The sequence below is a fragment of the Aeoliella fuhlenseeensis genome, from assembly GCF_052161615.1.
Classification (GTDB): Bacteria; Planctomycetota; Planctomycetia; order Pirellulales; family Lacipirellulaceae; genus Aeoliella.
In genome coordinates, this window is the sequence record NZ_CP197417.1 from 2,077,328 (window position 1) to 2,102,143 (window position 24,816).

The 24,816-nt window shown below is 59.5% G+C and carries 17 protein-coding genes and 1 tRNA gene; 4 read left to right on the forward strand and 14 right to left on the reverse strand.

Features of this window, described 5'->3' with window-relative positions; genetic code table 11:
* Window positions 1-820 precede the first annotated feature (820 nt).
* The 7 genes from SH292x_RS08025 to SH292x_RS08055 form a co-directional block, all read right to left on the reverse strand.
* Entirely contained in the window at window positions 821-1,762 is a 942-nt protein-coding gene (locus SH292x_RS08025; RefSeq protein ID WP_442485077.1) for a DUF1559 family PulG-like putative transporter, read from the reverse strand.
* Window positions 1,763-2,219: 457 nt separating this feature from the next.
* Window positions 2,220-7,112, reverse strand: a complete 4,893-nt coding sequence (locus SH292x_RS08030) for a M56 family metallopeptidase (protein WP_442485078.1) — start codon at window positions 7,110-7,112, stop codon at window positions 2,220-2,222.
* Window positions 7,109-7,507: a BlaI/MecI/CopY family transcriptional regulator gene (locus tag SH292x_RS08035; RefSeq protein WP_442485079.1), complete on the reverse strand. Its 399-nt coding sequence runs from the start codon at window positions 7,505-7,507 to the stop codon at window positions 7,109-7,111. Before SH292x_RS08035 ends, SH292x_RS08030 begins: the two co-directional genes overlap by 4 nt.
* A gap of 241 nt (window positions 7,508-7,748) precedes the next feature.
* Window positions 7,749-8,663, reverse strand: coding sequence for a type I restriction enzyme HsdR N-terminal domain-containing protein (locus SH292x_RS08040; RefSeq protein WP_442485080.1), 915 nt, complete (start codon window positions 8,661-8,663; stop codon window positions 7,749-7,751).
* 212 nt (window positions 8,664-8,875) lie between these two features.
* Window positions 8,876-10,261, reverse strand: a complete 1,386-nt coding sequence (gene lpdA / locus SH292x_RS08045) for a dihydrolipoyl dehydrogenase (protein ID WP_442485081.1) — start codon at window positions 10,259-10,261, stop codon at window positions 8,876-8,878.
* A 133-nt stretch (window positions 10,262-10,394) separates the two neighbouring features.
* The gene (gene odhB, locus SH292x_RS08050; protein WP_442485082.1) at window positions 10,395-11,780 is read right to left on the reverse strand and encodes a 2-oxoglutarate dehydrogenase complex dihydrolipoyllysine-residue succinyltransferase; all 1,386 of its coding nucleotides are present in this window, start codon (window positions 11,778-11,780) and stop codon (window positions 10,395-10,397) included.
* A 147-nt stretch (window positions 11,781-11,927) separates the two neighbouring features.
* On the reverse strand, window positions 11,928-14,879 hold the full coding sequence (locus tag SH292x_RS08055; RefSeq protein ID WP_442485083.1) for a 2-oxoglutarate dehydrogenase E1 component: 2,952 nt from the start codon (window positions 14,877-14,879) through the stop codon (window positions 11,928-11,930).
* Between the two features lie 327 nt (window positions 14,880-15,206).
* Here SH292x_RS08055 and SH292x_RS08060 point away from each other — a divergent pair, with 327 nt between their 5' ends.
* On the forward strand, window positions 15,207-16,451 hold the full coding sequence (locus tag SH292x_RS08060; protein ID WP_442485084.1) for a leucine-rich repeat domain-containing protein: 1,245 nt from the start codon (window positions 15,207-15,209) through the stop codon (window positions 16,449-16,451).
* Between the two features lie 132 nt (window positions 16,452-16,583).
* Here the strand turns inward: SH292x_RS08060 and pgsW are convergent, their stop codons facing one another.
* Entirely contained in the window at window positions 16,584-17,648 is a 1,065-nt protein-coding gene (gene pgsW, locus SH292x_RS08065; protein WP_442485085.1) for a poly-gamma-glutamate system protein, read from the reverse strand.
* A gap of 377 nt (window positions 17,649-18,025) precedes the next feature.
* Between pgsW and SH292x_RS08070 the strand changes: the two genes are divergently transcribed.
* Window positions 18,026-18,538 (forward strand): cupin domain-containing protein, encoded by a 513-nt coding sequence (locus SH292x_RS08070; protein ID WP_442485086.1) that lies wholly within the window; start codon window positions 18,026-18,028, stop codon window positions 18,536-18,538.
* Between the two features lie 48 nt (window positions 18,539-18,586).
* Here SH292x_RS08070 and SH292x_RS08075 read toward each other — a convergent pair whose 3' ends face one another.
* Both SH292x_RS08075 and SH292x_RS08080 read right to left on the reverse strand, forming a co-directional pair.
* Window positions 18,587-19,375 (reverse strand): SDR family oxidoreductase, encoded by a 789-nt coding sequence (locus tag SH292x_RS08075; protein WP_442485087.1) that lies wholly within the window; start codon window positions 19,373-19,375, stop codon window positions 18,587-18,589.
* Between the two features lie 40 nt (window positions 19,376-19,415).
* Window positions 19,416-20,132, reverse strand: a complete 717-nt coding sequence (locus SH292x_RS08080; protein ID WP_442485088.1) for a DUF421 domain-containing protein — start codon at window positions 20,130-20,132, stop codon at window positions 19,416-19,418.
* 146 nt (window positions 20,133-20,278) lie between these two features.
* On the opposite strand from SH292x_RS08080, the gene SH292x_RS08085 reads away from it, so the two are divergent.
* Together SH292x_RS08085 and SH292x_RS08090 are read left to right on the forward strand one after the other, a co-directional pair.
* The gene (locus tag SH292x_RS08085) at window positions 20,279-20,950 is read left to right on the forward strand and encodes a hypothetical protein (protein WP_442485089.1); all 672 of its coding nucleotides are present in this window, start codon (window positions 20,279-20,281) and stop codon (window positions 20,948-20,950) included.
* Between the two features lie 107 nt (window positions 20,951-21,057).
* Window positions 21,058-21,131 (forward strand) — tRNA-Arg (locus SH292x_RS08090).
* 44 nt (window positions 21,132-21,175) lie between these two features.
* On the opposite strand, the gene SH292x_RS08095 is transcribed toward SH292x_RS08090, so the two are convergent.
* The 4 genes from SH292x_RS08095 to SH292x_RS08110 form a co-directional block, all read right to left on the reverse strand.
* On the reverse strand, window positions 21,176-21,550 hold the full coding sequence (locus SH292x_RS08095) for a carboxypeptidase-like regulatory domain-containing protein (protein ID WP_442485090.1): 375 nt from the start codon (window positions 21,548-21,550) through the stop codon (window positions 21,176-21,178).
* A gap of 125 nt (window positions 21,551-21,675) precedes the next feature.
* Window positions 21,676-22,725 (reverse strand): DUF1559 family PulG-like putative transporter, encoded by a 1,050-nt coding sequence (locus tag SH292x_RS08100; protein WP_442485091.1) that lies wholly within the window; start codon window positions 22,723-22,725, stop codon window positions 21,676-21,678.
* 67 nt (window positions 22,726-22,792) lie between these two features.
* Window positions 22,793-24,223 carry a FecR family protein gene (locus SH292x_RS08105; RefSeq protein ID WP_442485092.1) on the reverse strand — a complete coding sequence of 477 codons (1,431 nt, stop codon included), beginning with the start codon at window positions 24,221-24,223 and terminating at the stop codon, window positions 22,793-22,795.
* A 2-nt stretch (window positions 24,224-24,225) separates the two neighbouring features.
* Window positions 24,226-24,786, reverse strand: a complete 561-nt coding sequence (locus tag SH292x_RS08110) for a sigma-70 family RNA polymerase sigma factor (RefSeq protein WP_442485093.1) — start codon at window positions 24,784-24,786, stop codon at window positions 24,226-24,228.
* Between the last annotated feature and the right edge of the window lie 30 nt (window positions 24,787-24,816).

The window sequence follows — 24,816 nt, forward strand, 5'->3', positions numbered from 1 at the left end:
CCAACATGGCGATACGCAGGTCCGCAGACACAACATCTCCTTGCGTACGCAGTCAGATACATCTGACCACGTCCTGCAAGCAGCGAGGTGGTTGGGTTACAGCCGAAGCGAGGCCGTGCTCAAGTAGATGGGAACACTACCGACGTCCGGAGGCGGTTCCAAGGTGCAACTATCGGTGACCCCCAGACAATCGCATCCAAAGGTGCTGGCCGATTCCCAGATTCCCCGGGGCAAACAGAGCGAGAAGGACACGGTCAGTGAATGCAACGAGTCGTGGCCAGCAACGTCGATGGAATTCTCGTCATGCTCGTTCGAGGAATCCTCGGGGTGAGTGGAGTCTTCTGGTTGCTCCCCATGGTGCGAATGGGAATGCGGATGGCTGTGCCCTAAATGGACGTGCAGTGTCGAATCGTGCCCAACCGGAACACCGCCCGTCCCTTCGCCATGCCCGTGAGCCATCCCCATCCCCTGAACGGGGCTGATGAAGGTCAACAAAATGGCAAGTAGCCGCAACATGCGAGTAGTCTCCAGTGGGTATCTTACTACACGGGCGAGAAAGAGCAAAAGGCAAGAATCGTTGACTTTTGGCAACATCTCCACTCCTATCTCGGCCTAATGGCTCGTTTGCGGCTACGTATCCACCGGTGCGTTGCGAAATTGCCGGGGCTAGCTTGTTGGATTCGTTCTCGCAGATGGACGCGCAACACCGGCTCGCCCTCCACCGAATGCGATTTGCGATTCCACAAAAAAAGCGGAGCGCCGGGTTCGGCACTCCGCTTGAATGGTTCTCTGGGTACTGCTTGACGGAATGGGTTCCGCCTTACTGCATCGCCACGACGTTGCCATCACCGATGGCCGAAAGCGACGCCAGGGTGTTGGTGTCGCTGTCGTTGTTCACGCCGTCGACGTGGCCGTCAAGGTACACGAACATCGTGATGCCGGGGTGAGGACCACCAAACGACTCGCGCGGGGCTTCGCCTTCTTCGGGCTTCGCGACGCGGCCATCTTCACGCAGGCCGTGAATGGCAACGCCGAACACGGTGCGGGGGCAATCCGCGGCGAGGAACGCGGTGTCGCCCTGCCAGTAGTGCTCGCCATTGGGCATGTCCTGACCATCGGTCGGCGGGATGTGTCGCTCGCCAATCGCGAGGGTGTTCGACAAACCATCGGTGACGCGGCGGGCTTTGATCTTCGAGTAGGTGTAGATCGGACCCGACTGGGCGGCGTCGATACGCATCGACTCGCCACGCGTGTCGCTGCTCGTCACTTGCAAACCAATCAGCAGGCGATGACCGACGTTGGCCGCGTAGTCGCCCGCGGTGCCCACGCCTGGCACTTGCGTCGGCTGATCGTCGTTGTCAAAGTCACGCGTGGCTTCTGCACTGCGGCGGCTAGGGCAAACGTAAACCTCAACCGGCGTCCGCATGGCGGCGGTGTTCGCCACGCTATCCATCCGCTCGGTCTTCACCAGCGAATCGTACATCGCTCGCTCTTCCATCATCGGCAGCAGCAAGAACGCCCATGACTGACCCTTTTGACGCGTTTCGTTGCGACCTGTCGGGAACATGCCGCGCTGGTCGTGATGCATCTGCACCGCGAGCCCTTGCTGCTTGAGTTGATTGGTGCACTGCGCGCGACGCGCGGACTCGCGAGCGGCTTGCACGGCGGGTAGCAAGAGAGCGACTAGGATTCCAATGATGGCAATCACCACCAACAATTCGACCAGCGTGAAACCACGCGAGACGGCAACCTTGCGTTGCATAGACACCTCCACATTTTGTAGGAAGGAACTTTGCTGCGGACGGACGCCCACAGCGGCGGGACCGCCCACGATAAGGGGGCGACGCCGCCGAAGCAACGAATGGGTGGGGTGGAATGCGCGGAAACGTAATGCGCTTTTGAGCAGGTAGGGCGCGGAGGGGTTGCCTATATTGCCCTGACTCTGATCGCGAGGCGTCTGCTGCGAGTAACCGCGGTCGAATTGCCGGGGCTACTTTACGACTCCTTTGTCTTCTTCGACGAACAGAACTTCTATCGAACGCCGCTCCTTCTTGAACTCGATGCCGGTTTGGCGGGTGATGTTCGCCAGGACGACCTCTGCTTCGTGGTTCTCGCGGCGTTCTTCGGGGGTAGTGCCTGCGGTGTTGTGGAGTCGCCAGGAGACATGACGCTGCGAAGGGTTGGCTGTTCGACAGGAGGTCCTGGAGTTGCGCGGTACGTTAGTCCTTGGTTTGCGGTTCGTTGTCCGTTTCCTTCTCCCAGGGTACTACGAATTCCAGATCCTTAATCGTCTGTTGGCCGGAATCGATTTCGAGTTCGTGGAGAAGTCGAGGCTCAGGATCTTCGAAGCCATAGGGGAGCCCGCTGAAGTAGATTTCAAAATGGCCTGAGGGGATTCGCATTACAACTCGGCCTTTAGAGTCGGATATGGCGCCTGAAACTTCTGTATGATTGCTGTCCGCTGTGATCGCCGAGAGCGAAGCTCCGACGATTGGTTCGCCTTGTGGATCGACAACGCGCACGTGGACCTCCACCGGTTTCTCCATCGTGACATTTAGCGTCATTTCCGTATCCGACGCGATCGAGAAAGGGGCAGACGGGCTGAGCACCAGTCGCTTATCTGGGTCGGTCACGCGAAGTGCTAGATTCCACTCAGGAAGTCCATGGAGTTCGTAATGGCCTTGGTCATCCGTCTCTGTGAGGAACGTCGTTCTTTGGCCAACGCGCTGGCCGGCTACGGGATGTATCTGAGCCGAGACTTTCGCGTTCGGTAGAGGCTGGCCTTCGGAAGTGCGAACGGTTCCCGTAAGCTTCCCCTGTCGATGGAACTCAAGCGTGATGTCTTCAAGTCTGCCTTCGAGCGTGTGCCACTGGGATTCGCCAAGCCCTTTCGCCGTGCCACTCAAAGACAAGGAGGCGTCGCGGAACACATCCTCGAGATGGAATGTTCCATCGCTTGCGACCTGAGTTTCGAAGATGGAAGCTATCGCCGACTCAATTCCAGCGAGACGCAGGTTTTGAGGGAACGGGGGTGTCCTCGACTCGGGGCTTGTTGCAAAGCTGTTGACGCGTACGGTAACACCAGTCGGATTGAACCCATCGGGGACTATTACCTGACCTTTCACGGAGCGTGAGGGCAATAGGAACACGATTACGCCGTCTTCTGGATTCACCGCTACCGGTCCTGGCCAGATTGCCGTCTGACTCAAGCCCACCAATTTCCCCGGTACGCGAGCGTAGTAGAAGCGATCGTAACGCTGGTCTTCAGTTGTTGGGTTCGAGATCGCCGCCGTCCACAGGGCCTTTCCATCGACGTCCGTCGTAAACGGTCCGAACTGCCGGTACTTGCCATTGTCGCCCCCTTCGTGCTGGAAGACGTAAACCTCGGCCCCGGCGACGGGTTTTTGGTCGGCGTCGAGGCATTGGATGGGGACGCCGCTACGTGCTTGGTCGGGCTGGGGCGCGTCGTCTTTGGGGTCAAGTTCCCCGGTCTTGTCGGTGTCCAATGGCTCGGCGCTCGGATCGTCTGCCTCGGGCGGTGACATGGGTCCAACGGCGTCTGTCGGCGTCGATGGGATGACGCCGTCTTCTCGATCCACCGTGCTTGGCGGCGCGATCTCTTGGAGAGAGAACGCCACACCGCGGTGGAAGCCATCGCCATCAAACAAGTCTTCCATGGAGTACCGTGCCTGGATATTCGTCTCGGTAACCTGCTCGGTGGCGCGCAGTACGCCCGCAGTACCTTCTCGGGTGAGGAACAAAAAGGCATCGCCGCTGAAGTTCCTATCGTGAGGCTTCGGAATCACTCGACGCGGCATTAGCAGTTCGACGGGCTTCGCGAGCGGGTAAGGCGACTTGCCCGTGATCGACTCCTGCAACTGGCGGTGTTCTTGCTCGCTTATCTTCCACGCCTTCACGTCAATCGGCTGCAGGCAGTACAGCGGTTTGTCCTCGCCCTCGGGCGTATGACTAACACCCACGAGATCGAAACCCTCTTCGCGCGCCCAGGCGAGTAGTTCGGGCGAGTCGAGCCCAATCTTGCCGAACTGCGGCAGGTGCGAAGGCCAACCCGATTGGCGTCCGGTGTCGAGGTCATAGAAGCAGCGGTCGTTCGTTTCGTGGATCGACGAAATGCTTGCGCCGCTCAAGGTGTTTCTCAATCGCAGTTGCTCACCAACTGGTAGCGTCGACGGACCCGCACCCCCCACTTCTTCCAACTCTAATTCAGGAAGGTTAGCCTTCGCGTACGCCGGGTCACTCACCAGTTGATGGCCTTCGGCGTCCCACCAAGCGGCCCACCGCTCCGCAGCAGTTTGAAGCTGGCGCCGCGCCGCATTTCGTTGAGTAGGCGCTTCACCAAGATGGACGGCGTTGAGTTCCATATCGCCGAAGTCCTTGTCGGTCAGCTTGTGCAGCGTGCCGACCACTTCGCGGAATGCCCGGCCATAGGAAAAAAGATCGCCGGCGTCGGATCCGAGATCGTTTTGCTGAACAAACCGCAGTAGTTCGGCGTTATCTCCTTCGAGAATCAAACCGTAGTCACTTCGAGCAGGAACCAACGTTCGCGGCAGCGCGCGAATCAGCGCCGGCACGGCACGGGGGTCGTCCATCGCCCGAAGCGTGAACGCCAGCTTGCTGAGTGGATGATCGCGAGTCTCAGCGTCGAATGCCCTGAGCACCACTAGAAAGGCCGTTTCCTTGTGCTCTACCAGATACTTGATGGCGCGCACCCATACCTTGCAGGGATCCACGTTCGGCCCTTCCAGCAGAATAGTCATGGCGTCATCGACCGAATCGATGGGTGTCTCGTCAATTTTCTGCTGGTCAGCCTTTACCGAATCGCGAATGATCTGAAGATGTAGTCGCTTCAACTCAATCTCTGATTCGATAAGGTCGGGATGCCATTGGTAAAGCACTTCCGGCTCTGCTCGGCGATCCGTCACCTCTTTACCGAGTGGCGGAATAGCGGTGGCAGCCAATTCGTCGATCGCAAAATCGGTTTCCATCTTCTGCACAAGCGTCTCGGATCGGTAGAACCTGCGCGTGCCTTTCTCTCGGTCAGTTGGGTGCGAGACTAAATGCTCGCATCGCATGGGCCACTCGACTCCGGGCACGATCTCACGATAGTCGGAGAATACCGTTAGATTTCCAGGCTCGCTTTGTGCCCACGCGGCGGCTTTCCAGTGGGCCGCGAGCTTTTTCTCCATCTCGGGCGATTGCTTCCGCCGCCAGTCCGAGTATTCAGCCCCATCCTGGAACGTGCGCCCCGCGATTTCCTTCACGCCGTCGGAGTAATAGTTTGCCAGTCCCGTAAAGACATAGTTTCGCGTGAGAGCCTTGACCAATCCTTCTTCCTTGCCAATCCAAATCGTCTCCATTCGCTCGGGGCCGATGAATATCTCGCACTCTACGCCATCGATATTTTCAGTGCCGACCTGCTGGTAGTGTGTTTCCGCGGGAGCCGTGTCGTTCTCTTCGAGGACCACTTCGGGGCCGCCCCATGGCAAGCGTCCTCCCGCGGCGACCCAGTACAGTGCGCTGTATGGTGCGATGTGCTCCATGAGCTTTCCGATCTCGCCGTATCGATAGTATCGGCGCTCGGTGGGCGCGCCCTCCCCCAGCCAGCCTGTGTCGCCGTTCCAGAAGCGCGATTGAATCCAGGGATGCTCGCCCGAAGATCGAGTAGCGTTCTCGATTAGCAGCTTCGGACCATCCCAAGCAAGGATCAAATCGGTTAATGTCGCTTCGCGCATAGCCCCATCTACATCTTGCCCCCGCGCCCGCCAGAGCAAGTCCGCTGGATCTCCGCTCACATTGCTCATGGTGGGAATGGTTCCATTCCACATACGTTGGTGGATCGTAATCTTCGGCGTCTTTTGCAAGCCGAACGTACGGCGGCGAGCTTCGGCGACGCGCTCGTTGGCGTCGATGGTAGCCACTTCCGATGTGGGTGTGTCACTCTCCCCTTCCGATTTCGACTGCGCAAACGGCGCCCCAACAAGCACCAAGGCCATCGCGATTAGCAGAACGCCCTGCGGTCGCGACAATCTCACCGGCTCCGCCAAGGGTTCGCCGAATAGCCTTGCCACGCGGCGGCGGAGTTCTGAGGGGCCTCGGCCTGTTGCGGCGAGGGAGCTTAGTTCCGCGAGAACAGGGCTGGCGGGGCTGGCGAGTTCTACCACGTGCAACAGCGTCGCGGCGTATTCCACGTGGGCGGCGGTGTCGCCCGGGGAAAGTTGCCGGCAGGTTAGTTCGTCGCAGCAGTATTCGCGGAGCGTCGCGATGCGTCGGCTGAGGTACCACAGCGCGGGGTTGAAGAACAACACGACTTCGGCCAGTCGCTGGACGAGGTTCACCCATTGGTCGTGCCGGCGGACGTGTGCCAGTTCGTGCAGCAGGATCATTTCGAGCTCGTTTGCCGAGAGCCCCGTCAGCGCCGATGCGGGGAGCAAGATGGTTGGTTTCACGACGCCAACCACCGTGGGGACCAGCACGTCGCGGGACGTTGCGAGCACGCATCCCAGGCTGACGCCCAGTTCGCGGGCTAGGCGGGCGAAGGTGCTCGCAAGCGGGCCGGGCTCGATATGCGTAGCGCGGCGACGGATGCGTTCGGTGCGGCGAATGGCAAGCATCAAACGCAACAGCATTACGAGAACGCCGAGCACGTAACACGCCGCGACCCACATCGCCGCGAAGGGCCACCAATTGCTCGCCGGGTCTGCATCGCCGTATTCACTCGCAGGCGCGACGGTGGGAATCACTTCGGACGCAGGTTCGGTGGGACTTTGCGTTGCCGGGGGAAGATCGAACTCGGCCGAGACTACCGCGGAGGGTGGCGGCGTAAATTGGGTGAGTGACTCTGCGCGAGCAACGGGGGCGATGGCCACCTGGCGAGTTGTTTGCACCCAATAGAACGTCATCGGAAGCAGCGCGAGTGTCAGCAACAGCATGCCGGCGTGCAGCGTGTAGTTGCGTTCGATGGGGATCTTGCGCCAGATGCGTTCGACGCACCACAGAACTCCAACCGCCAAGCCGACCTGCCACAGGGAGTGGAGCAGCGTGAGCGACAGCGCGGTAGTCGTTTCCGGGCCGATCCAGTTGAGCGGATTCATGGCTTCTGCTCCTTCGCTTTGCGATTGATGAGTCGACGCAGTTCGGCAAGCTCCTCGGCGTCGAGATCGGACGTTTCGAGTAAGTTAAGCATCAGAGCGGTCGGCGAGCCATCGAACACCCGCGACACCAAGTCCCCGGCCATCTTGCCAGTCACCTGCTGTTTTTCGACCTTGGGGGAAAAGAGAAACGCCTTGCCGTCCTTCACACGCCGCAGGAAACCCTTGCGGTGCATGATGTTGAGCATCGTGATCACGCTCGAATGCGCGAGCGTTCGTCCGGCCTCCGATTCGAGCTTGGTCCGCACGTCCCGGACCGGCAACGGCGACTCGGCCCACAAGACCTTGAGAATCTCGAGCTCCAGCTCGGTAGGATACTCCGACTCGGCACGGGCCATATCGCCCTCCTTGAAAAGGTGGACCCAACGAGCCAATGTGCTCGCCGGGCCTCGATCGTCGAATTCTTTAGACGATCATATCGCGGCGAAAATGCCGTGTCAACACAAAGTTTTAATTTCTTCGATGATGGGGCGGCCAGGAGTTTCAGCGCGGAGATTCACGCGGCCAGCAAGCCGGGACGTTCTCGACCCCGGATGACTAGATGAGAGAGCGTAAGGTTGAATGAAAAGGGAGCTTCGCTTACTTTCCAAACTCAAGCGGCGTTAGGAGTTCGTGCAATGCCGCGACTGCATCGTCGTCGAGGAGGCGGACATTCTGCTCGTGCTCGCCTTTGTACGAGTGAGCAAGTTCAAGACGTAGTGCTGAGACTACTCGATCAGAAAAGAGTGCATCGTACGTCCGGGCAGCACTGGTGCAGCGGACCTGGTGATACTCGTTCTCGGTGTCACCGCTGGTGAGCGCGCGGCTCGTAAGCAGGTAGAGGTTTTCCGCGTCCGCTTCGCTCACACCGTCTTCGTCAAGCAGCGACACGTCGAACACCAAGTCGAGTCGCGGGGACTGACCTTTCTGTGGCGTCACTCGATAGAGCTTCCAGAGATCACCGTTGGTGATCAGGGCCCAGGGAGCTGTAAGCGTCGCGGCATACATTCCGCCTTGGTCCCGAACGTGGTGATTAAGTCTCGACCGAATGTTCTTGCACTCGATGACCATCAACACTTCGTTGCCATCCATGACCGCAATGTCAATTCGGCCTCCCATCACGCGTAGTTCCGTGTTGAGCTGTTCGTCGGCATAGCCCAAGGCGGTTCGCAGGACATCCATGCACCACACGCGAATCTGCTCTTCCGAGCTCTTGGGATCCTCGGAGATGGCAGCCAGCCTACTATGAAGCGTACGGAATCCGTCGAGTGCGGCGGCGATGTGCTCTTGCCGAATCTGATCCTTGGAGCGGCGCTTGCGAGGCTTTTCTGACTCTTCTGCCTGCGCCTGGACGGCGACTTCGTCGCTGGTGGAGGCGGGCTCGAGTTGAAGGACGAATCGTGTATGGCATTTGGGGCAGCGAACGGCCTTGCCAATCAGCGAAGCGTGCTTCTCCAGCACTTGAATACGCGAGTTGCACTCGTCGCATACCGCAATTCCGAGCAGCTTGTTCACGGCCTGTCATCCCCCGAAATGGTTAGAGTGATTGCACCACGCACGAGCTCTTTCGGCTCGTGCGTCAATCTACCACGGTCCGGCGGTGGTGTGCACCCACAATACCCCCCTGCCCTGTCATGGATCTTTGGGAAGCGATGCAGAACGTTTCGAGATAGGGAGAATCCGCTACGTGGCCACGCTAGCGGAATGAATTCCGTTGTACGACGATTCTACGAATGAATCGCGCCCGTGGTGACGGCCATCGCCGCTTCTTTCACCACTTCGGGCAGCGTGGGGTGGGCGTGGCAGGTGCGGGCGAGGTCTTCGCTGCTGGCGCCGAAGGTCATTGCTGCGGTGGCTTCGGCGATCAGGTCGCCGGCGCGAGGGCCGATGATGTGCACGCCGAGGATGCGGTCGGTCTTGGCATCAGCGAGCACTTTGACGAAACCATCGGTCTGGCCTAGGGCTTTCGCGCGGCCGTTGGCGAGGAAGGGGAACTTGCCCTTCTTGTAGTCGATGCCGGCTTCTTTGAGTTGCTCTTCGGTCCTGCCGACCGACGCAATTTCGGGATGCGTGTAGGCAACGCTGGGGATCGCGTTGTAGTCGATGTGCCCGTAGCCGGTGGCAATGGCTTCGACGCACGCGATGCCTTCCTCTTCGGCTTTGTGCGCAAGCATGGGACCTTCGATCACGTCGCCGACGGCGTAAACGCCATTGGCCGAAGTCTTGAAGTGGTCGCCAACTGGGATGCGGCCTCGCTTGTCGAGTTCGATGCCAATGGACTCAAGGCCCAGGCCGTCGGTCATCGGGACGCGGCCCGTGCAGAGTAGCACCTGGCTGCATTCGATGGGGTCGCGGCCATCGATGGTCACGCGGGCGTGCTTCTTCTTGCTTTCGGCACCGGTGACGCGACAGCCAAGATGGAACTCGATGCCTTGCTTCTTGAAGATCTTCAGCGCGGCGTCGGCCACTTCGGCGTCGGTGCCGGGCAGAATGCGATCGAGGTACTCGAGCACCGTGACTTGCGAGCCAAGTCGGCGCCAGACAGAGCCAAGCTCCAGGCCAATAACGCCACCACCGATGACCACCAGGTGCTCCGGAGGCTTCGAATAGCAGAGGGCTTCGGTGCTGGTGCCGATTCGCTCGCCATCGGGCTCGACGCCAGGGAGACGGGCAACCTTGCTGCCGGTCGCGATCAGAATGTGTTTGGCGGTGACGGTTTGCTCGCCCTCGCTCGAAGACACGACCACCTTGCCGGGGCCAGCGAGCCGGCCGCGACCCTGGTAGTGGGTGATCTTGTTCTTCTTGAACAGCCCGGCGATGCCCTTGGTGAGCGAATCGACCACCGTGTCTTTGCGCGCCATCATCGCATCGAGGTCGAGCGACATTTGGTCGATCTTGATACCGTGCCGTTCGAAGCCGTGCTGGGCTTCGTGGTAAAGCTCGCTCGACTCGAGGAGGGCCTTGCTCGGAATGCACCCAACGCGAAGGCAGGTGCCGCCGAGCCGCGACTCTTTTTCGATGCACGCGACGTTCATGCCAAGCTGCGCGGCACGAATCGCCGCGACGTAACCACCAGGGCCGGCACCGATAACAAGAAGGTCGTGAGAGTTCATAGCGGCTTGGTGGTTTTGTTAGTAGGTGATTTGGTGAGTAGGTGTCGCAGAGTACCTACTCACCTACTCACTTACTCACCAAGATGCTTGTTGATTCTAAGCCCTTTGAGAGAGCATTCCGTTCGATCGGATGCTAAATCTCAATCAGAATCCGAGCGGGCTCTTCGATGGCTTCCTTGATCTCGCGGAGGAACGTCACCGCCTCGCGGCCATCGACGATGCGGTGGTCGTAAGTCAGGGCGAGGTACATCATCGGGCGGATGACGACTTGGCCATTCATGGCGACGGGACGATCCTGGATGGCGTGCATGCCCAGCACGCCGCTTTGGGGTGGGTTCACAATGGGAGTCGAGAGCAGCGATCCGTAGACACCGCCATTGCTGATGGTGAAGGTTCCGCCCATCATCTCGTCGATGCCGAGCTTGCCCGCGCGAGCGCGAGTGCCGTAGTCGTTGATGGTGTTTTCGATCTCGGCAAAGCCCAGGCGGTCGGCGTTACGGAGGATCGGCACCACGAGACCACGCTCGGTGCCGATGGCAATGCCGATGTCGTAGAAGTTGTGGTAGACCATCTCGTCGCCGTCGATGCTGGCGTTGAGTTCGGGGCAGTTCTTGAGGGCCTCGACCACGGCTTTGACGAAGAAGGCCATGAAGCCGAGCTTCACGCCATGCTTCTTCTGGAACGCTTCGCCATGCTCTTTGCGGAGGTCTTTGACGGCGGTGAGGTCGGCTTCGTTGAACGTGGTGAGCAGCGCGGCGTTACGCTGGGCTTCGACCAGACGCGACGCAATGCGACGACGCATGGGCGACATGGGCTTGCGTTCTTCGCGGGGGGCGCTACCCGTTGCAGCTGCGGGGGCACCGGTGATGCTCGCCGGCAGCGGTGGCATCCGCGGCGGTTCGGGCTGCCGAGGGGGCTGCACGGGGGGCGGGGTGTGACGCAGAACGTCTTCCTTCAGCAATCGGCCGCCCGGGCCCGTGGCCTGGACTTCGGTCGCGTGGAGGCCGCGCTCGCCAAGCACGCGGGCGGCGGCAGGCATCACGCGAGGCGCGGTTTCGACCAGATCGGGGTCCTCGCCCAGCGGACGATCGCGATGGCTCAGATGGTCGGATGAGTACTCGCGCTGCGGCGGAGCGGCCTGCTCATAGGCAGGAGCAGCCGCACGGGGGGCAGCGGGCTCTTCGCGGCGTGCGGGGGCGGGCTCGGGGGCTCGCTCGACGGGCGCGGGAGCCGCCGGGGAACTCGTCGTGCCGGGCGTTCCGTTGGGGTCGATGTAGCCAATCACCTCGCCCACTTGAGCGGTTGCGCCGGCTGCTTTGACGATCTTGGCGAGCACGCCGGTGATCGGCGACGGAGCTTCGAACGTGGCCTTCTCCGATTCGAGTTCGACGAGTTCCTCGTCGCGCTGGACGGCGTCGCCTTCGCGCTTGTGCCACTGGCCGATAACGACCTCACTGATCGACTCGCCGACTTCGGGTACGCGAAGTTCTTCCAATTCGACGCCCGCTACGTTTGCCATGATTTGTAAATTAGGTTAGTAGGTGAGTAAGTTAGTAGGTGAGCGGGATCGGTGACTAAGTAGGCATTAAAAGTTCCTACTCATTTACTCACCTACTCACCATGAATTCGTGTTCGCCTCGCCACCCTGAAGGAGTTTAGAGAAGGATCAACCTTCCCCTAACGCCTCGGCGATCAATTTGTTTTGTTCCCACACGTGGGCGGCTTTAGAGCCCGTGGCTGGGCTGGCCGAGGCGGGGCGGCTGACGCCGGTCATCGGGAATCGGCCGAGCAGGCGTTCGCCATAATGGATTCGCATAAACCGCCAGGCACCCATGTTCTCGGGCTCTTCCTGAACCCAAACCACCGGTGTGCCATCGGGCGCCGTGGCGAGGGCTTTCTCTAGCGCCTTGGTGGGGAGCGGATACAGCTGCTCGACGCGAATGATCGCGATGTTCTTCAGCTCTAGCTCGTCGCGGCGTTCGCGAAGCTCGTAGTACAGCTTGCCCGTGCAGAGCAGGATTCGCTCGGCATCGCCAAGGTCGTCGAACTGGTCGTCGGGAATGACACGCTGAAATTCACCGGTCGCGAGTTCTTCGAGGCTCGACGAGCATTCGCGGTGACGCAGCAGGCTCTTGGGAGTCATCACGATCAGCGGCTTGCGCCAGTGACGCAGCATCTGACGGCGGAGCAAATGGAACATCTGGGCCGGCGTCGTCGGATAAACCACTTGAATATTGTCTTCGGCACCGAGTAGTAGGAAGCGTTCGAGACGAGCACTGGAGTGCTCGGGCCCCTGCCCTTCGAAGCCGTGCGGCAACAGAAGCACCAAACCACTTAGCCGACGCCACTTATCTTCGGCGCTGGCGATGAACTGGTCGATCACGACCTGGGCCGCGTTGGCGAAGTCGCCGAACTGAGCCTCCCACATCACCAGGGCGTCGGGCGAGTCGAGACTGTAGCCGTACTCGAACGCCAACACGCCGGCTTCGGAGAGCGGGCTGTTGTAGATTTCGACTACCGCCTGATCTTGCGACAAATGGTTGAGCGGCATGTAGGTCGCGCCATTCTTGGCATCGTGCAGCACCGCGTGGCGATGGCTGAACGTCCCACGCTCGACGTCTTGGCCGGTGAGGCGAATCGGATAGCCTTGCGTCGCCAGCGAGGCAAACGCCAGCGATTCGGCCGCGGCCCAATCCAACGGCGCGGTACCATTGGCCATTTCAAGCCGCTTGTCCATGCCACGTTTGACTTTGCCGTGGATGGTGAAGCCTTCGGGAACGTGCGTCTGCACCTCCAGAAGCTGCGCAAGGCGATTGACGTCGACACCGGTGTCGATGTCCGGGGCTTCGCTCTCCTTGCCGCCGCGGTAACCTTTCCACACTTTATTAAGCATGTCCTGGTGCGGAACGAAGTTATCGCTGCGAGCCGAGGCGAGTTCTCGCTCCAGGTGGGCTTGGCGTTCCTCGGCGATCTGCTCGGCTTCCTGACGGCTAACGCCGCCTAGTTCCAGCAAGTGGTCGAGATAGCCTTCGCGCACGCTGCGGTGTCGATCGATCGCCTGATATAGCAGTGGCTGAGTGAACGACGGCTCGTCGCCCTCGTTGTGGCCCCGCAGCCGGTAGCAGTACATGTCGATGACGATGTCGCGCTGGAACTTATAGCGGAAGTCCATCGCCAGCCGCAGCACCTGGGCCACGGCCTCAGGATGCTCGCCGTTGACGTGGAAGATCGGAATTTGCAGCAGCTTGGCGACGTCGGTGCAGTACACACTGCTGCGGCCCTCCTGCGGCGTGGTCGTAAAACCAATCTGGTTGTTGACGATCAAATGGATCGTGCCACCGACGGTGTAGGCGGGGAGTTCGCTCATGTTGAGCGTTTCCTGAACCACGCCTTCGCCTGCAAATGCTGCGTCGCCGTGGATGATGAGCGCCATTCCGCGACGCCGCTGGCGGTCGTCCGCGCGGTCCTGCTTGGCACGCATGCGGCCCATCGCCACGGTGTTGACGAACTCCAGATGGCTCGGGTTGAAGCAGAGCGAGAGATGCACGTCGCGGCCATTGGCGGTCGTGCGATTACTCGAGTAGCCGAGGTGGTACTTCACGTCGCCGCGACCGACGAACTGGTCGCTATCGACGTCCTCAAACTCGCGGAAGATCTGCCGCGGGTCTTTGCCGATCACGTTCGCCAGGACGTTAAGCCGTCCGCGGTGGGCCATCGCCAGAACGATTTCCTCGACACCATCGCTGCCGGCGTCTTCGATCGCCATGTCGAGTAGCGGGATCAGGCTCTCGGCTCCTTCGAGCGAAAAGCTCTTGGCGCCCATGAACTTCTTCTGGATGAACTCCTCGAAGATCACGGCGTCGGTCAGCTTGCGGAGAATACGGAGCTGCTCGTCGCGGCGGAGGTGAATGCGGTTCTCGTTCGACTCCATCCGGTCCTGCAGCCATTGCCGCACGGCCAGGTCGTCGATGTGCATGAACTGCGCGCCGATGTAGCGGCAGTAAGTGTTGCGAAGCCAGCCGACGATTTCGCGAAGCGTCCGCTCCTGCGGGCCGTAGGATGTGCGGGTTGAGAATACCCGATCGTAGTCGGCTTCGGTGAAACCGTAGTAGGCAGGGTCGAGCTCGGGCGGTTGAGGGCGGGGCTGCTTTAGCGGGTCGAGCCGGGCGATGATGTGGCCGCGGACGCGATGGTTGCGAATGAGTTGGTCGACGCGTTCCTGCAGGGCGACCAGTTGCACGTCGCCGCGCATGGGGCGGCCTTCGCCACCTACGCGCTGGACCTTGCCCGAAGGCGCGGGGCTCGTGGGGCTAGGTGGCAGGGCATTCGAGGCCTGGCTGGGACGCTCCGAAAGCGGGGCTACTGGCTCGTAGGCAGCGGTGGCATGGTGGCTACCGTTAGTGCCATTGGCCTCGCCGCCCTGTCCGTTGGACTCGGGACTGTAGGCATTGGCCTCTGCGCTATGGGCATCTGTGCCGTTGGATTCGACGGCACCGATGGCTTCACGCCAGCCGTCCTCCTGAAAAAACTGTCGCCATTCGGGCGACACGTTTTCGGCGTTGGATAAATAGTCGGAATAAATCCGCTCGATGTAATTCAGGCTCTGACTATTCATCATGCGTGGCGGGAAACGCCAACTCGTTAGCTGCCAAAGACTTAGCGAGGCGGGACATCCAAGTCCCGTCATTTGCTTTACTTTATTATGCGCCCGTCGGTATGGGTTAGGCAATCGCGGGCAGCGCTATTAAGGGGCACTTTTTTAACTAATTTACCAGGAGGCAAGATTCGGTCGCCGTGAGAGGCTGGTTGTCCTCGTCCTGGGAAACGTGATCAATGTCGTCGCATTGACCTACTTCAAGCTTTCCGGGGGCGAGGACGCCCCGGCTCACTGGCGTTGAAATCAGCTCGCCGCGCGCCCAGGCAAGACACCTGATAGACTATTGCCATGCCCGCCAACTCGACCACCCGCTGGCTCCGCTCTCTCTTTCGCTTCCGCCTGCGAACGCTGCTGGTCGTGATGCTGCTGGTGTCGGTGGCATGCGGGTATTTGGGGAAGCATCTGTATCGCAAGAGCATCGAGCGGCCGATTGTGGCGCGGATCGAGGCGGCGGGGGGGCAGGTGGGGTATGACTACCAATGGTCGCCTTCATTGGCCAACCACATGAGCGAAGCTGACCCTCCAGGCCCGCAAGTCATTCGCCTCTTACTGGGCGAGGATATCTTTACCAGTGTTGAAACGGTGTGGCTGAGCGGGGCAAATACTAATGATGACGTAAAGCAAGTCTGCAATCTTCCTGCGCTTAGGAGTATTTGGTTAAGAGGTAACCAGATCAGCGATAACTGCGTGCCGGCGCTGGTGAATGCGGAGCGACTCGAAGGAATCAGTTTCTTCTGCACCTCCATAACGCCCAGCGGGTTGCGGCATTTCAAAGATTTACCCCGCCTCAAGCATGTTAGTTTGGCAGAAGGCTCGGCGAGCACCAACCACGTTCAAGCCGTAGCCCAGTTGCCGCACCTCGAAACTCTGCAGATTTTTCGTTCGGAAGCGAATGGCCGGGCCATCAAAAGTCTCGGCAGGGTACAACGCCTGGAGAGATTGGAACTTCACGAATGCGCTATGCTTGACGACTCTGAGCTGACTTCACTTCGAGCCCTTCATGGCCTGCGTAGGTTGGAGCTTTCATCTACATCCGCGACCAGCGAGGTCTTGAAGGTTGTGAGTCAACTTGCTGGCTTGGAACACTTGTCCATCGAAGGCCTGCCGCTGTCGGACGAGGACGTATGCCAACTTTCTTCGCTCACAAAGCTTCAAGTACTGGATATGGCGAGCACCGGCCTTGGCGACGATGGCGTAGTAGCGATAGCTGGACTTCACAACCTTCGACATTTGGACTTAGGTCAAACCTATGTGTCAGATGCCTCCGCGTCTCAGTTGGCCAAGCTTAGGAATCTGGAATATCTGGACCTTGAGCAAACCGACATGACAGACGGCAGTCTTGAGCGATTCGGACCGCTTTCGAAACTCAAGAGACTAAAATTGGACATCGGTACGGGGCGAGGGTTTACGCTCGACGGAGCACAGGCGTTTCAACAAGCTCATCCAGACTGCGAAATTGAATGCACTGAGTACTTTCCCGATGGAACTAGTGCTCGGATTGATCTAACGACTGGAGAGATCAAGACATTCTAATCCAGCCCCGCTGGCCGGAGGCACCCGCATGCCTCCGGCCTAGAGGACCTGTCCATTTCCGCGTTCTTCAAACCATAGGCTCCACTCCATGGGGGTGACGGAAGTGAGTTGCAGCCCAGCCTGCATGTTCGATTAGACGTAAACTCGCGCCACGGCTAGCGCGCCTACCAGGAGCAGGCCGACGACCACGTGGTAGGGACGCGAACTGTTGAGCATGTCGCCGGTGCCGGCAGTGGGCATTTGCTGTGGAGCGATGGGAAGTCCAAACGACTTGGCCAGCAAGATGCCATTGTTGAGATTCACCACGGGAACGCCGCGCTTGGCGAACCGTGTGGCGACGCAGTCGATCTCCGTTGCATTCTTCGGCAGCGTCTTGGTAAGTCCATTTCCAAACATCTCGCTGCCTGTCTCGCCATTGATCGAAGCCACTCCGCCGCCGACGTTAACGTAGGCCCGGACCTTCTTGCCATTGGCGAGTACGTCGTAGTAGCTCATTCGTGCATCGATGGAATGGCTCAGCTCCTCGACTTTCATCTGCGCGACGCCGTTGCGCTGGAGCGAGGCTGCCAGAACCGATTGCGATTCGTTGCTCATGCCGTGAGCATGGTCTCCTTCGCCTCCCAGAGTCGCCACGCCGGTGCGGAACGAGATGAGCTCTTCGTCACGCAGCACTTGCTCCATGTCGAGCCACATCATGTCGGGATGATTGGCACCATACTGCGAAGAGGCGGCGGAGTGAACGATGATCGGCTTCGCCCCGAGGGCTTCGATGGCCATGTAGAGCGCCGTGTTGAGGGCGGGGAGCGACCCGGTGCAGCCCACCGCAACCAGGTCGCCCTCGCCCACGCCCGCACGCTGTAATAGCTCGACGGCCACCGCAGCGAAGTTAGGATTGATGGTTGTCTGTTTCGACTCAAGGTGGCCCGTGAGGCTGGTGCAGGGACTCGATGCATCGCCAATCATTCCTGAATCGGCGGGATCCAGTTGACGGTCGAAGTCGTGCCCGCGTTCGAGCCTCGCCTTGCGAATTGCTTTTAGCCCGCGATCGGCCAAGTCGACCGCCACGCGCTGGGTTTCGACATCCCCTTGGATTCCAAGGTTGGAAGAACTCTCGACGAGCAACGTCCCGCCCACGGCCACCAGGGCCACGATGACCATTGCTGCGGACGCTCGAGTGACAGTGAGTGCGCCGTCCATACTTGCCTTCCTCCGTGAAGTCGCCGGGCAAAGGTAGATGGCCCAGCGGTAGTTTTGATGGGTCGATCTCGTCACCCGTTCCATAGGTGCCGGCTAGTCGACGCGATGCCCAAAGCAAACCAGGTGCCAGACTCATGGCAACAGCGTAGAGCCTTCCAGTGATAGCACGGCCAGCTGGCCGAATTGCCGAGAAACAGACGCGTTGTGCTAATTGGGCAAAATAGGAGTGCGGTAAATCTCGCCTAGTGATTCGATAACGACCAGCGAGGCAAGCTGATTGCGTGGTAGGAATTGCAATTCGGAATCCTGAAGTTACAACGGAGCACAGCTTTCATCGTTGCTGGCACTTACTCTATTGAATTGAATGCAGATCTATCATGCCTCACGCTGAGCTGACTCAAGACGACTGGATCCGTAGTTTGGAACTTCAGCCCCATCCAGAGGGAGGCTGGTACCGCGAGGTCTACCGGTCCGCCGAATCAATTCCCCACCCTGCCCTTCCCCGACGGTTCACAGGCGCTCGTCAGTTCGCAACGTCTATCTACTACCTGCTCGGCCCCGGCGACTTCTCCGCCCTGCACCGCATTCGGCAGGATGAGATCTGGCATTTCTACGACGGCTCGCGACTGGTGGTCCAGGTGATTCACCCGAACGGCAGTACGGAGGAGTTGTTGCTCGGCCGCGATCTAGCACGAGGCGAACGCCCCATGGCGGTCGTGCCGGCGGGGAGCTGGTTCGGGGCTCGTGTGGCTGATGGCGATGGATACGCTCTGATGGGCTGCACGGTGGCGCCGGGATTTGACTTCGAAGACTTCGAACTACCAACCCGCGCAGAACTGATTGAGCTATTTCCGCAACATGGTGAGTTGATCGAAACACTCACCCGGTAGCCGAGTTGCTCCTTTTGCGGGAGGGCTCTCCGAGCCCGAGGGAAGGCGTCAGCCTTGCAGAAGCGACTGTGCCCCGTCGACGTAGATTACGGAGCCCGTCACGTGGCTAGCTGCTTGTGACGCTAGGAACAACGCCACCGTCCCCACCTGTTCGGGAGTGCCCGGTTCGCCATCAGTTAGGGGAATCTCTCCGTCGGGAAAATGGACGCGCTCCATGGCTTCGTGACGGTCACGCATCACCGTCTTGTCGTTGATGGGCGTCTCGATCGCTCCCGGGCAGATGGCGTTCACACGAATCTTGTGTTTGGCGAGCTCCAGCGCCAGCATCTTGGTGAGTGCAACTTGCCCCGCCTTACTCGATGCGTACGCCGAGGCTCCACCGTTGCTAAACATCCGCGTGCCGTTGACGCTCGACATGACGATCACCGATCCACCTCGCTTCCTTAGCTCCGACTCTGCGGCCTTGATCGTTAAGAAGGTGCCTGTGAGGTTGATATCAATCGTCGAACGCCACTCGTCGGCCGTTAGCTCATCGATCGGTGCCCACACGCCGTTCGTGCCGGCGTTGGCGACCACCACATCGAGTCGTCCCCATTTTGCGACGATCTCGGCAACACCCTTTCGCAAAGCCTTCGCGTCGGTGACATCGGCAACGATGGCGAACACGCGCTCTCCTTCGCTGTCGATCTCCCCCGTCGCCTTTTCTAGCTCTTCGGCGTTTCGGGAAAGAATCGCCACGCGCCCGCCGGCGTCGACGAAGCACTTGGCAATTGCCTTGCCAATACCGGAACTTCCACCTGTGACCAAGGCTACGGTCCCTTCGAACGAACTCTTCATCGCACTTCCTAGACTGTTGGTGTTCATGTCCTGGTCATTGTTACGCCACATCGCTTTCCCGGCGACCAGATTCTTTGGGGGTGGTAACTGCTACCCACTGGCGATGCCCACAATGCTTGCAAGCTTTGTTCCATTCGCCATCGCTGGCCAGCAGTCCGCAGTATCCACAGCAGCATTCGCCCGCCACGTCTTCCGGACAGCGACGCCCGTCGAGTCGTTCGGGTTCAACCGACAGGCCGCGGCCAGCTTGCTCGCGCCGCAACACGCTCAGTTCACCCGACGGTTCAAGATAGGCAATTCGCACCTCGCCGAGTTGCGCCACCCCGTTCAGCCGGAGGGCTTCTAGTAGTTCTTCGTGAGTGTAACTTTCGCGGTACAGGTTTTCGACCTGAATCACTCCATCGACGATCAAGATGGTTGGGGTGCTCGATAGGGCTTTCTCCGCCCAGGCATTTCGCTCGCTGAGCATTGCCATGCCCCGCTGCATGCCTACGATTAGAGTGATGACGAGCATGCAGTGCAGCAGCGGCACATCGGACTGGAACATGGGGTCTCCCACCGCCGAGCCGAGGGCGACGATGATGGCAAATTCAAAGGGAGTAAGATTTCCCATCCCGCGTTTTCCCATACACCTTAGCAACAGCAGTGTGTAGAGGAAGATGATCACGGTGCGAGCAGCGATCTCGAGCAGGAAGATCGGCGGGTGATCGCCCAACAAGATGCGATGAAGGTCGAAAGTATAGGCAGTATCATCCATAGTTCGCGATCCTCTAACTCGCGATGTAGCCTGCGAATCGTGTGCCCGTCGTCCGGTGCCCACGGTGCCATAGTGGCTTGAAATTTGCTGGGGAAAGTTCGCAGGAACTCACCACCACTTCACTGTCGTATTGCAGGAGGAGCAAGATGAAGACCTGCCCTAACGACCGCACCCCACCCCAGCGGGAGACACTTTGCGTAGCCATCCCCGCTTACCGCGGAACCTTTGCCGCGCATGACTTCAACGAACTGGAAACACGTCGCGCCGATCGTGAACTGGCCGAGTACTTGGTGAGCCTACTGATGTGGCCCAGGCTTTCAAAGCCTCGCAAGCTACTACTTCAACTACCTCGCGACCAACGCTCACCCCAACAAGAGCATCGCACCGCCGAGGCATACCACACCATGTTCTGCCACCGCATGAAAGAATGCGGCCAGAAACTAGCCACTGTGATACCGACGGTGGTACTGCTGGTCTGCGTCGGCGTGGGAATGCTGTACCTTTCCAATCATCTCGGGGGCGAAGAAGGGTCCGGTGGGGAGAACGCCAGTAACTTTTGGCACACGTTTGCCGAAGCCATCCGAGTCGGCGGCTGGGTGGCGAGCTGGACGGCCATCGCCCTGTTCTTCTACGATGGCGTCCGCACACTCTACCGACTCTGCATTTTCTGGCGGCTCGCCCGATTGCCTGTCGAATTCTGCTACCAGCGCAGCGGCACTTCCGCGGACCGGGACGATCAAGAAGGAAGTGGAGATCAGGAGGGCATTAAGCAGCAGCCAGCAGAGCTCCCCGATTCACGGCTCGCGCACCAAAGGTAACTAGAATTCAGGCGCGCCGCGACCTTCACCTCCCCGCCTCGTTTCGACTAGAATCTAGCGCAGCCTCGCGAACATCGGCCAATCGGCCCGCGTCGTAGGGGTGTCGAGCGCCCGTAGCTTAGTTGGATAGAGCAGCGGACTTCTAATCCGCAGGTCGCTGGTTCGAATCCAGCCGGGCGTACTGTTTCTTGATTTCTTGGCGGTGGCGGAGTGGCGGGCGTCGGCCTACTGCAGCGTGAAATCCATGTTCACCTCGCCGTCGGCGTCGGCGGGAACGTTGGCTTTGAGTCCGCTCGTTCGTACGTCGGCGTACTTGAGCGGCAGGGCTTTAGTGGAGCCAGGGGCTTCATCGAAGGCCGCTTCCGAGGCCGTGACGGTGACCAAATAGTCGCCTGGGGGCAGGCCTGCGGTGCCGCGGTACGCCTGGACGCGATACTGGCCGTTGGTGTCGGTGAATGAAGTGGAGGGCCGTTGCTTGGAGCCTATTTGTGGATCGGCGGGGCAAAAGCAGACTTTGCCTCGGGCGACGGGATGCCCTTGGAACGTCACGGTACCAATGACATGGACTAAATCGCCGTGTTCGCTGCCGCAGCCAGCCATGCTGAAAAGAAGGCAAAGCAGTGCGCCACCGAAACCGAAAGATGCACGCATAAACCCAAACCTGTATCTGGAGCCAAATAAGTGAGCGAAGATAACCGAAGCGTCGATAAAGAAGGCGTAGCGAGTTACTCTTGATACACTTGCCCATCCGCCTTGTTGCCCATGTATTGGTATACGAGGTAGTCGATGTCTTCGTTGAGGAATCGCAAGCTACCGTCGCCGAACCCGACGTTGACTCCTCCGGTATGCATGCTGTTGTATCCTCCCATCGTCGCGTGGCAGTTGCCGACACGCTTATCGATCGACGGTGGGCATTCGGCTGCAACACTCGTGTCCTTAAACCAGTTGATGTAAGGATTCGTCGACGCGGCGTTGAACACCGAGTCGAAGTACATACGGTGGGACGTGTAAATCGGTAGAGATTCACCCACGAGCAAGGTGCTGCTCAGTCCGTCGGTGCAAGTTCGAAACGAGTAGGCCACGGGCCCACCAGCGAACAGGCCCGGTGCACCTTTGCTTTTACCGCTTGGAAGCAAGGCTCCTCCGCGCTCGCTTAAGCAGTTGATAGGCTGTTGATCTCGGCCGGGCGGAACGATGCTACTTACTGGACACAAGACGAGGCCGCCCCCTGAGCCTGCCCCGGCGGCGTACGCGACGGGGCCTCCGCAAGGGACGTAGGTCTGTCCCATGGATCTGGTTCCTGCGGGCCCAGGTAGGTACTTCGGCTCGCGACCGTTATCCATGAGACCGGCATCGGGGTCAGACGGGCACTTCCAGTTGTCGATCAATAGTTCGTTGAGAATCTGTGGGTTCCGTCCCTGATTGTTGTTAACGGTGAAATCGATCTGGTCGTACACCGTATCCTGCTCCATGAACGGCATCACGAACTCAGCATAGGAATGGCAGTGCTCGATAAAGCCGGCGTTGCCCGAGTCACAATCGGATCCCTTCGGGAGCTCCTTGAACGAGTCGTGGTAGTTGTGGAACGCCAGGGACCACTGCTTCAAGTTGTTGAGGCACTGGCTTCGCCGCGCCGCTTCCCGAGCCGCTTGTACCGCTGGCAATAGGAGAGCCACCAAGATTCCGATGATAGCGATCACTACCAGTAGCTCGACGAGCGTGAAGCCGCGCGGATTGCGAGAGTCCCGTTGACGCGAGCGTGAAATTGAGAGCATTTGAGTACCAATAGAAAGATGAGGGTACACCGAGTGAAACACGGCGTCCGGCTTTGAACAGGCAGGGTTATCGAACTTCAGACAGTTCCAGCGGAACGGCACAGACACCGTACATGGCAGTTAGGTAGTTCGCACCGGAGTTGGCGCCCAACACGAATTCGTCACGAGCGGGAGACTTCCTTTTCCACACAGAGACTGTCTCGTCGATCGAGTTGCCAGCGCCACGGCCGCGGGGAGGAGCGAAATACTGCCCTGCCTTAGTGCTCCACGGACCCATGTCAATTCCGACGTCGTCGCCCGTATCTTCGAATTCTTCGAGCAGCCAATCCGGCGGGCTGATGCGGTTGTCGAACAGCACGTAGATGTCGGCCGGTACGGCCAGTTCCACTCGCATAAAGTACTGTTTACGCATCTTGTCGTTATTAAACGGCTTGATGTAATCGGCCCCGAGTAGGTAGGAGGGCAGACCGTCTGCATCGACTCCATTCCACTCGTGATACGGGCGATCCACGTAGGCCCGTGCGTCTTCATCCATACCCCCTGGGACGACTTCGTAGAACTGTTGCGTGTCCGTCGAACGAAGGTTATCGCTTACGCCAATGATCACCGATTGTGGCTGATGAACGAGGTCTACCGACTGGCAAAACGTGGCATCGCCGCCGGTGAAGACGGACACTAAGCGGTCCACGTTCCCCGAGGCATTGATAATCACCCCGTCACCCGAAACCAATCGCCGCGCGTCAGCAAATTGAACGGTGGTCTCGTTATCCGCCGTGTCGACCTCCGGCACTCGCAGGTCGACTTCGCCCTCGAAGACGAGAACGCTCAAGGAATCGCCGGACGATAAGTCAAGTCCGAACTCGGTCCCTAGGTCCACTACTTCGCCATACGGCGTTTCGATGATAAACCCTTGGCTCGCTACGTCGGTAACCCGGCACTTCATCCGTCCCTTGGTCATGCGGGCCCGCATCGGCCCGGTGATTTCGAAGTCCGATTGCCCATCGAGTTGGACCGTTCCCATTCCCCCAAGCGTCAATTGCGTCCCTTGGTCACGCACTTCGACTTTGGTGATCTCGGGCCATAGCTGCCGCGGAGAACTGGAGTGGCTGGCAATCGGACCCATATCAACGCGTGGCGCAGTGAGTTGATAAACACCCAGCCAGGAAACTCCCACCAGCAGGCTAGCGGCCAGCGTCCATGCCGCCGTTCGCAACAGCTTGACGTGGATTCCGGCGAGTCTCTTGGACGCAGGTCGGCGCACTACCGTCGGCGTGTTTTCCCGATGTCTCGTTTCAATGACGCGTTCCACCAAATGCTGAGCGCGGATATCGAAGGTCAGCATCGCATGGAACTGGCAATAATCGAGGATCTGCTCCTGCGACGCGGTATCCTCGCGCAAGAGACCTTCTAGCTCGCCGACTTCCTCCGCCGTCAACTGATCGTCCAGCAGTTGATCGACGAGGTTGCGGAATCGTCGTGATGTGGAGTGGCTTCCCATGTCTATTGCAAGCCCTCACGGGCGATGGTCCGTTGAATGCACGAATAAAGCGCTCGGCGTACTCGTGAGAGACTGGTGTAAACACTTTCCGCTGGCCGGCCAAGCAACTGGGCCACTTCCTTGGCGGTTGCCCCACTGCCATAGCACATGGCGAGCAGCGACTGATCCGACTTCGAGAGCTTTCGCTGGCACTGGGCGAGTGCCGCTAGGCGATCGTCGGCTTCGTGCGGAGTCCAACAATTACGCTGAGACAACATGGTCACGAGTTCGTCGGAAAATCGGGCCCGCTCTCGCTCCCGAGATCGAAGGAAGTCCAGCGAAACGTTGCGGGCAATCGCGAACGCCCAGGCACCGAAGTTCGTGCCAGGCTCGAACTCACTGAACTTGTCCCACATCGTCAGAGACACTTGCTGGAATAGATCTTCTGCGTCTGCCTGGTTGCGCACCAAGCAATACAGGTAGCCCAAGACTTGGGTGCGATGTTGTTGGAGTAGATCGATGAAGTCGGTATCGGGCCGCGCTTCCCGATCCTCCCTCGTAGCGTCGCGTTCAGGTGCAGCCATCCTCGGCTCTCGGAGTAGGAACTGAATGTA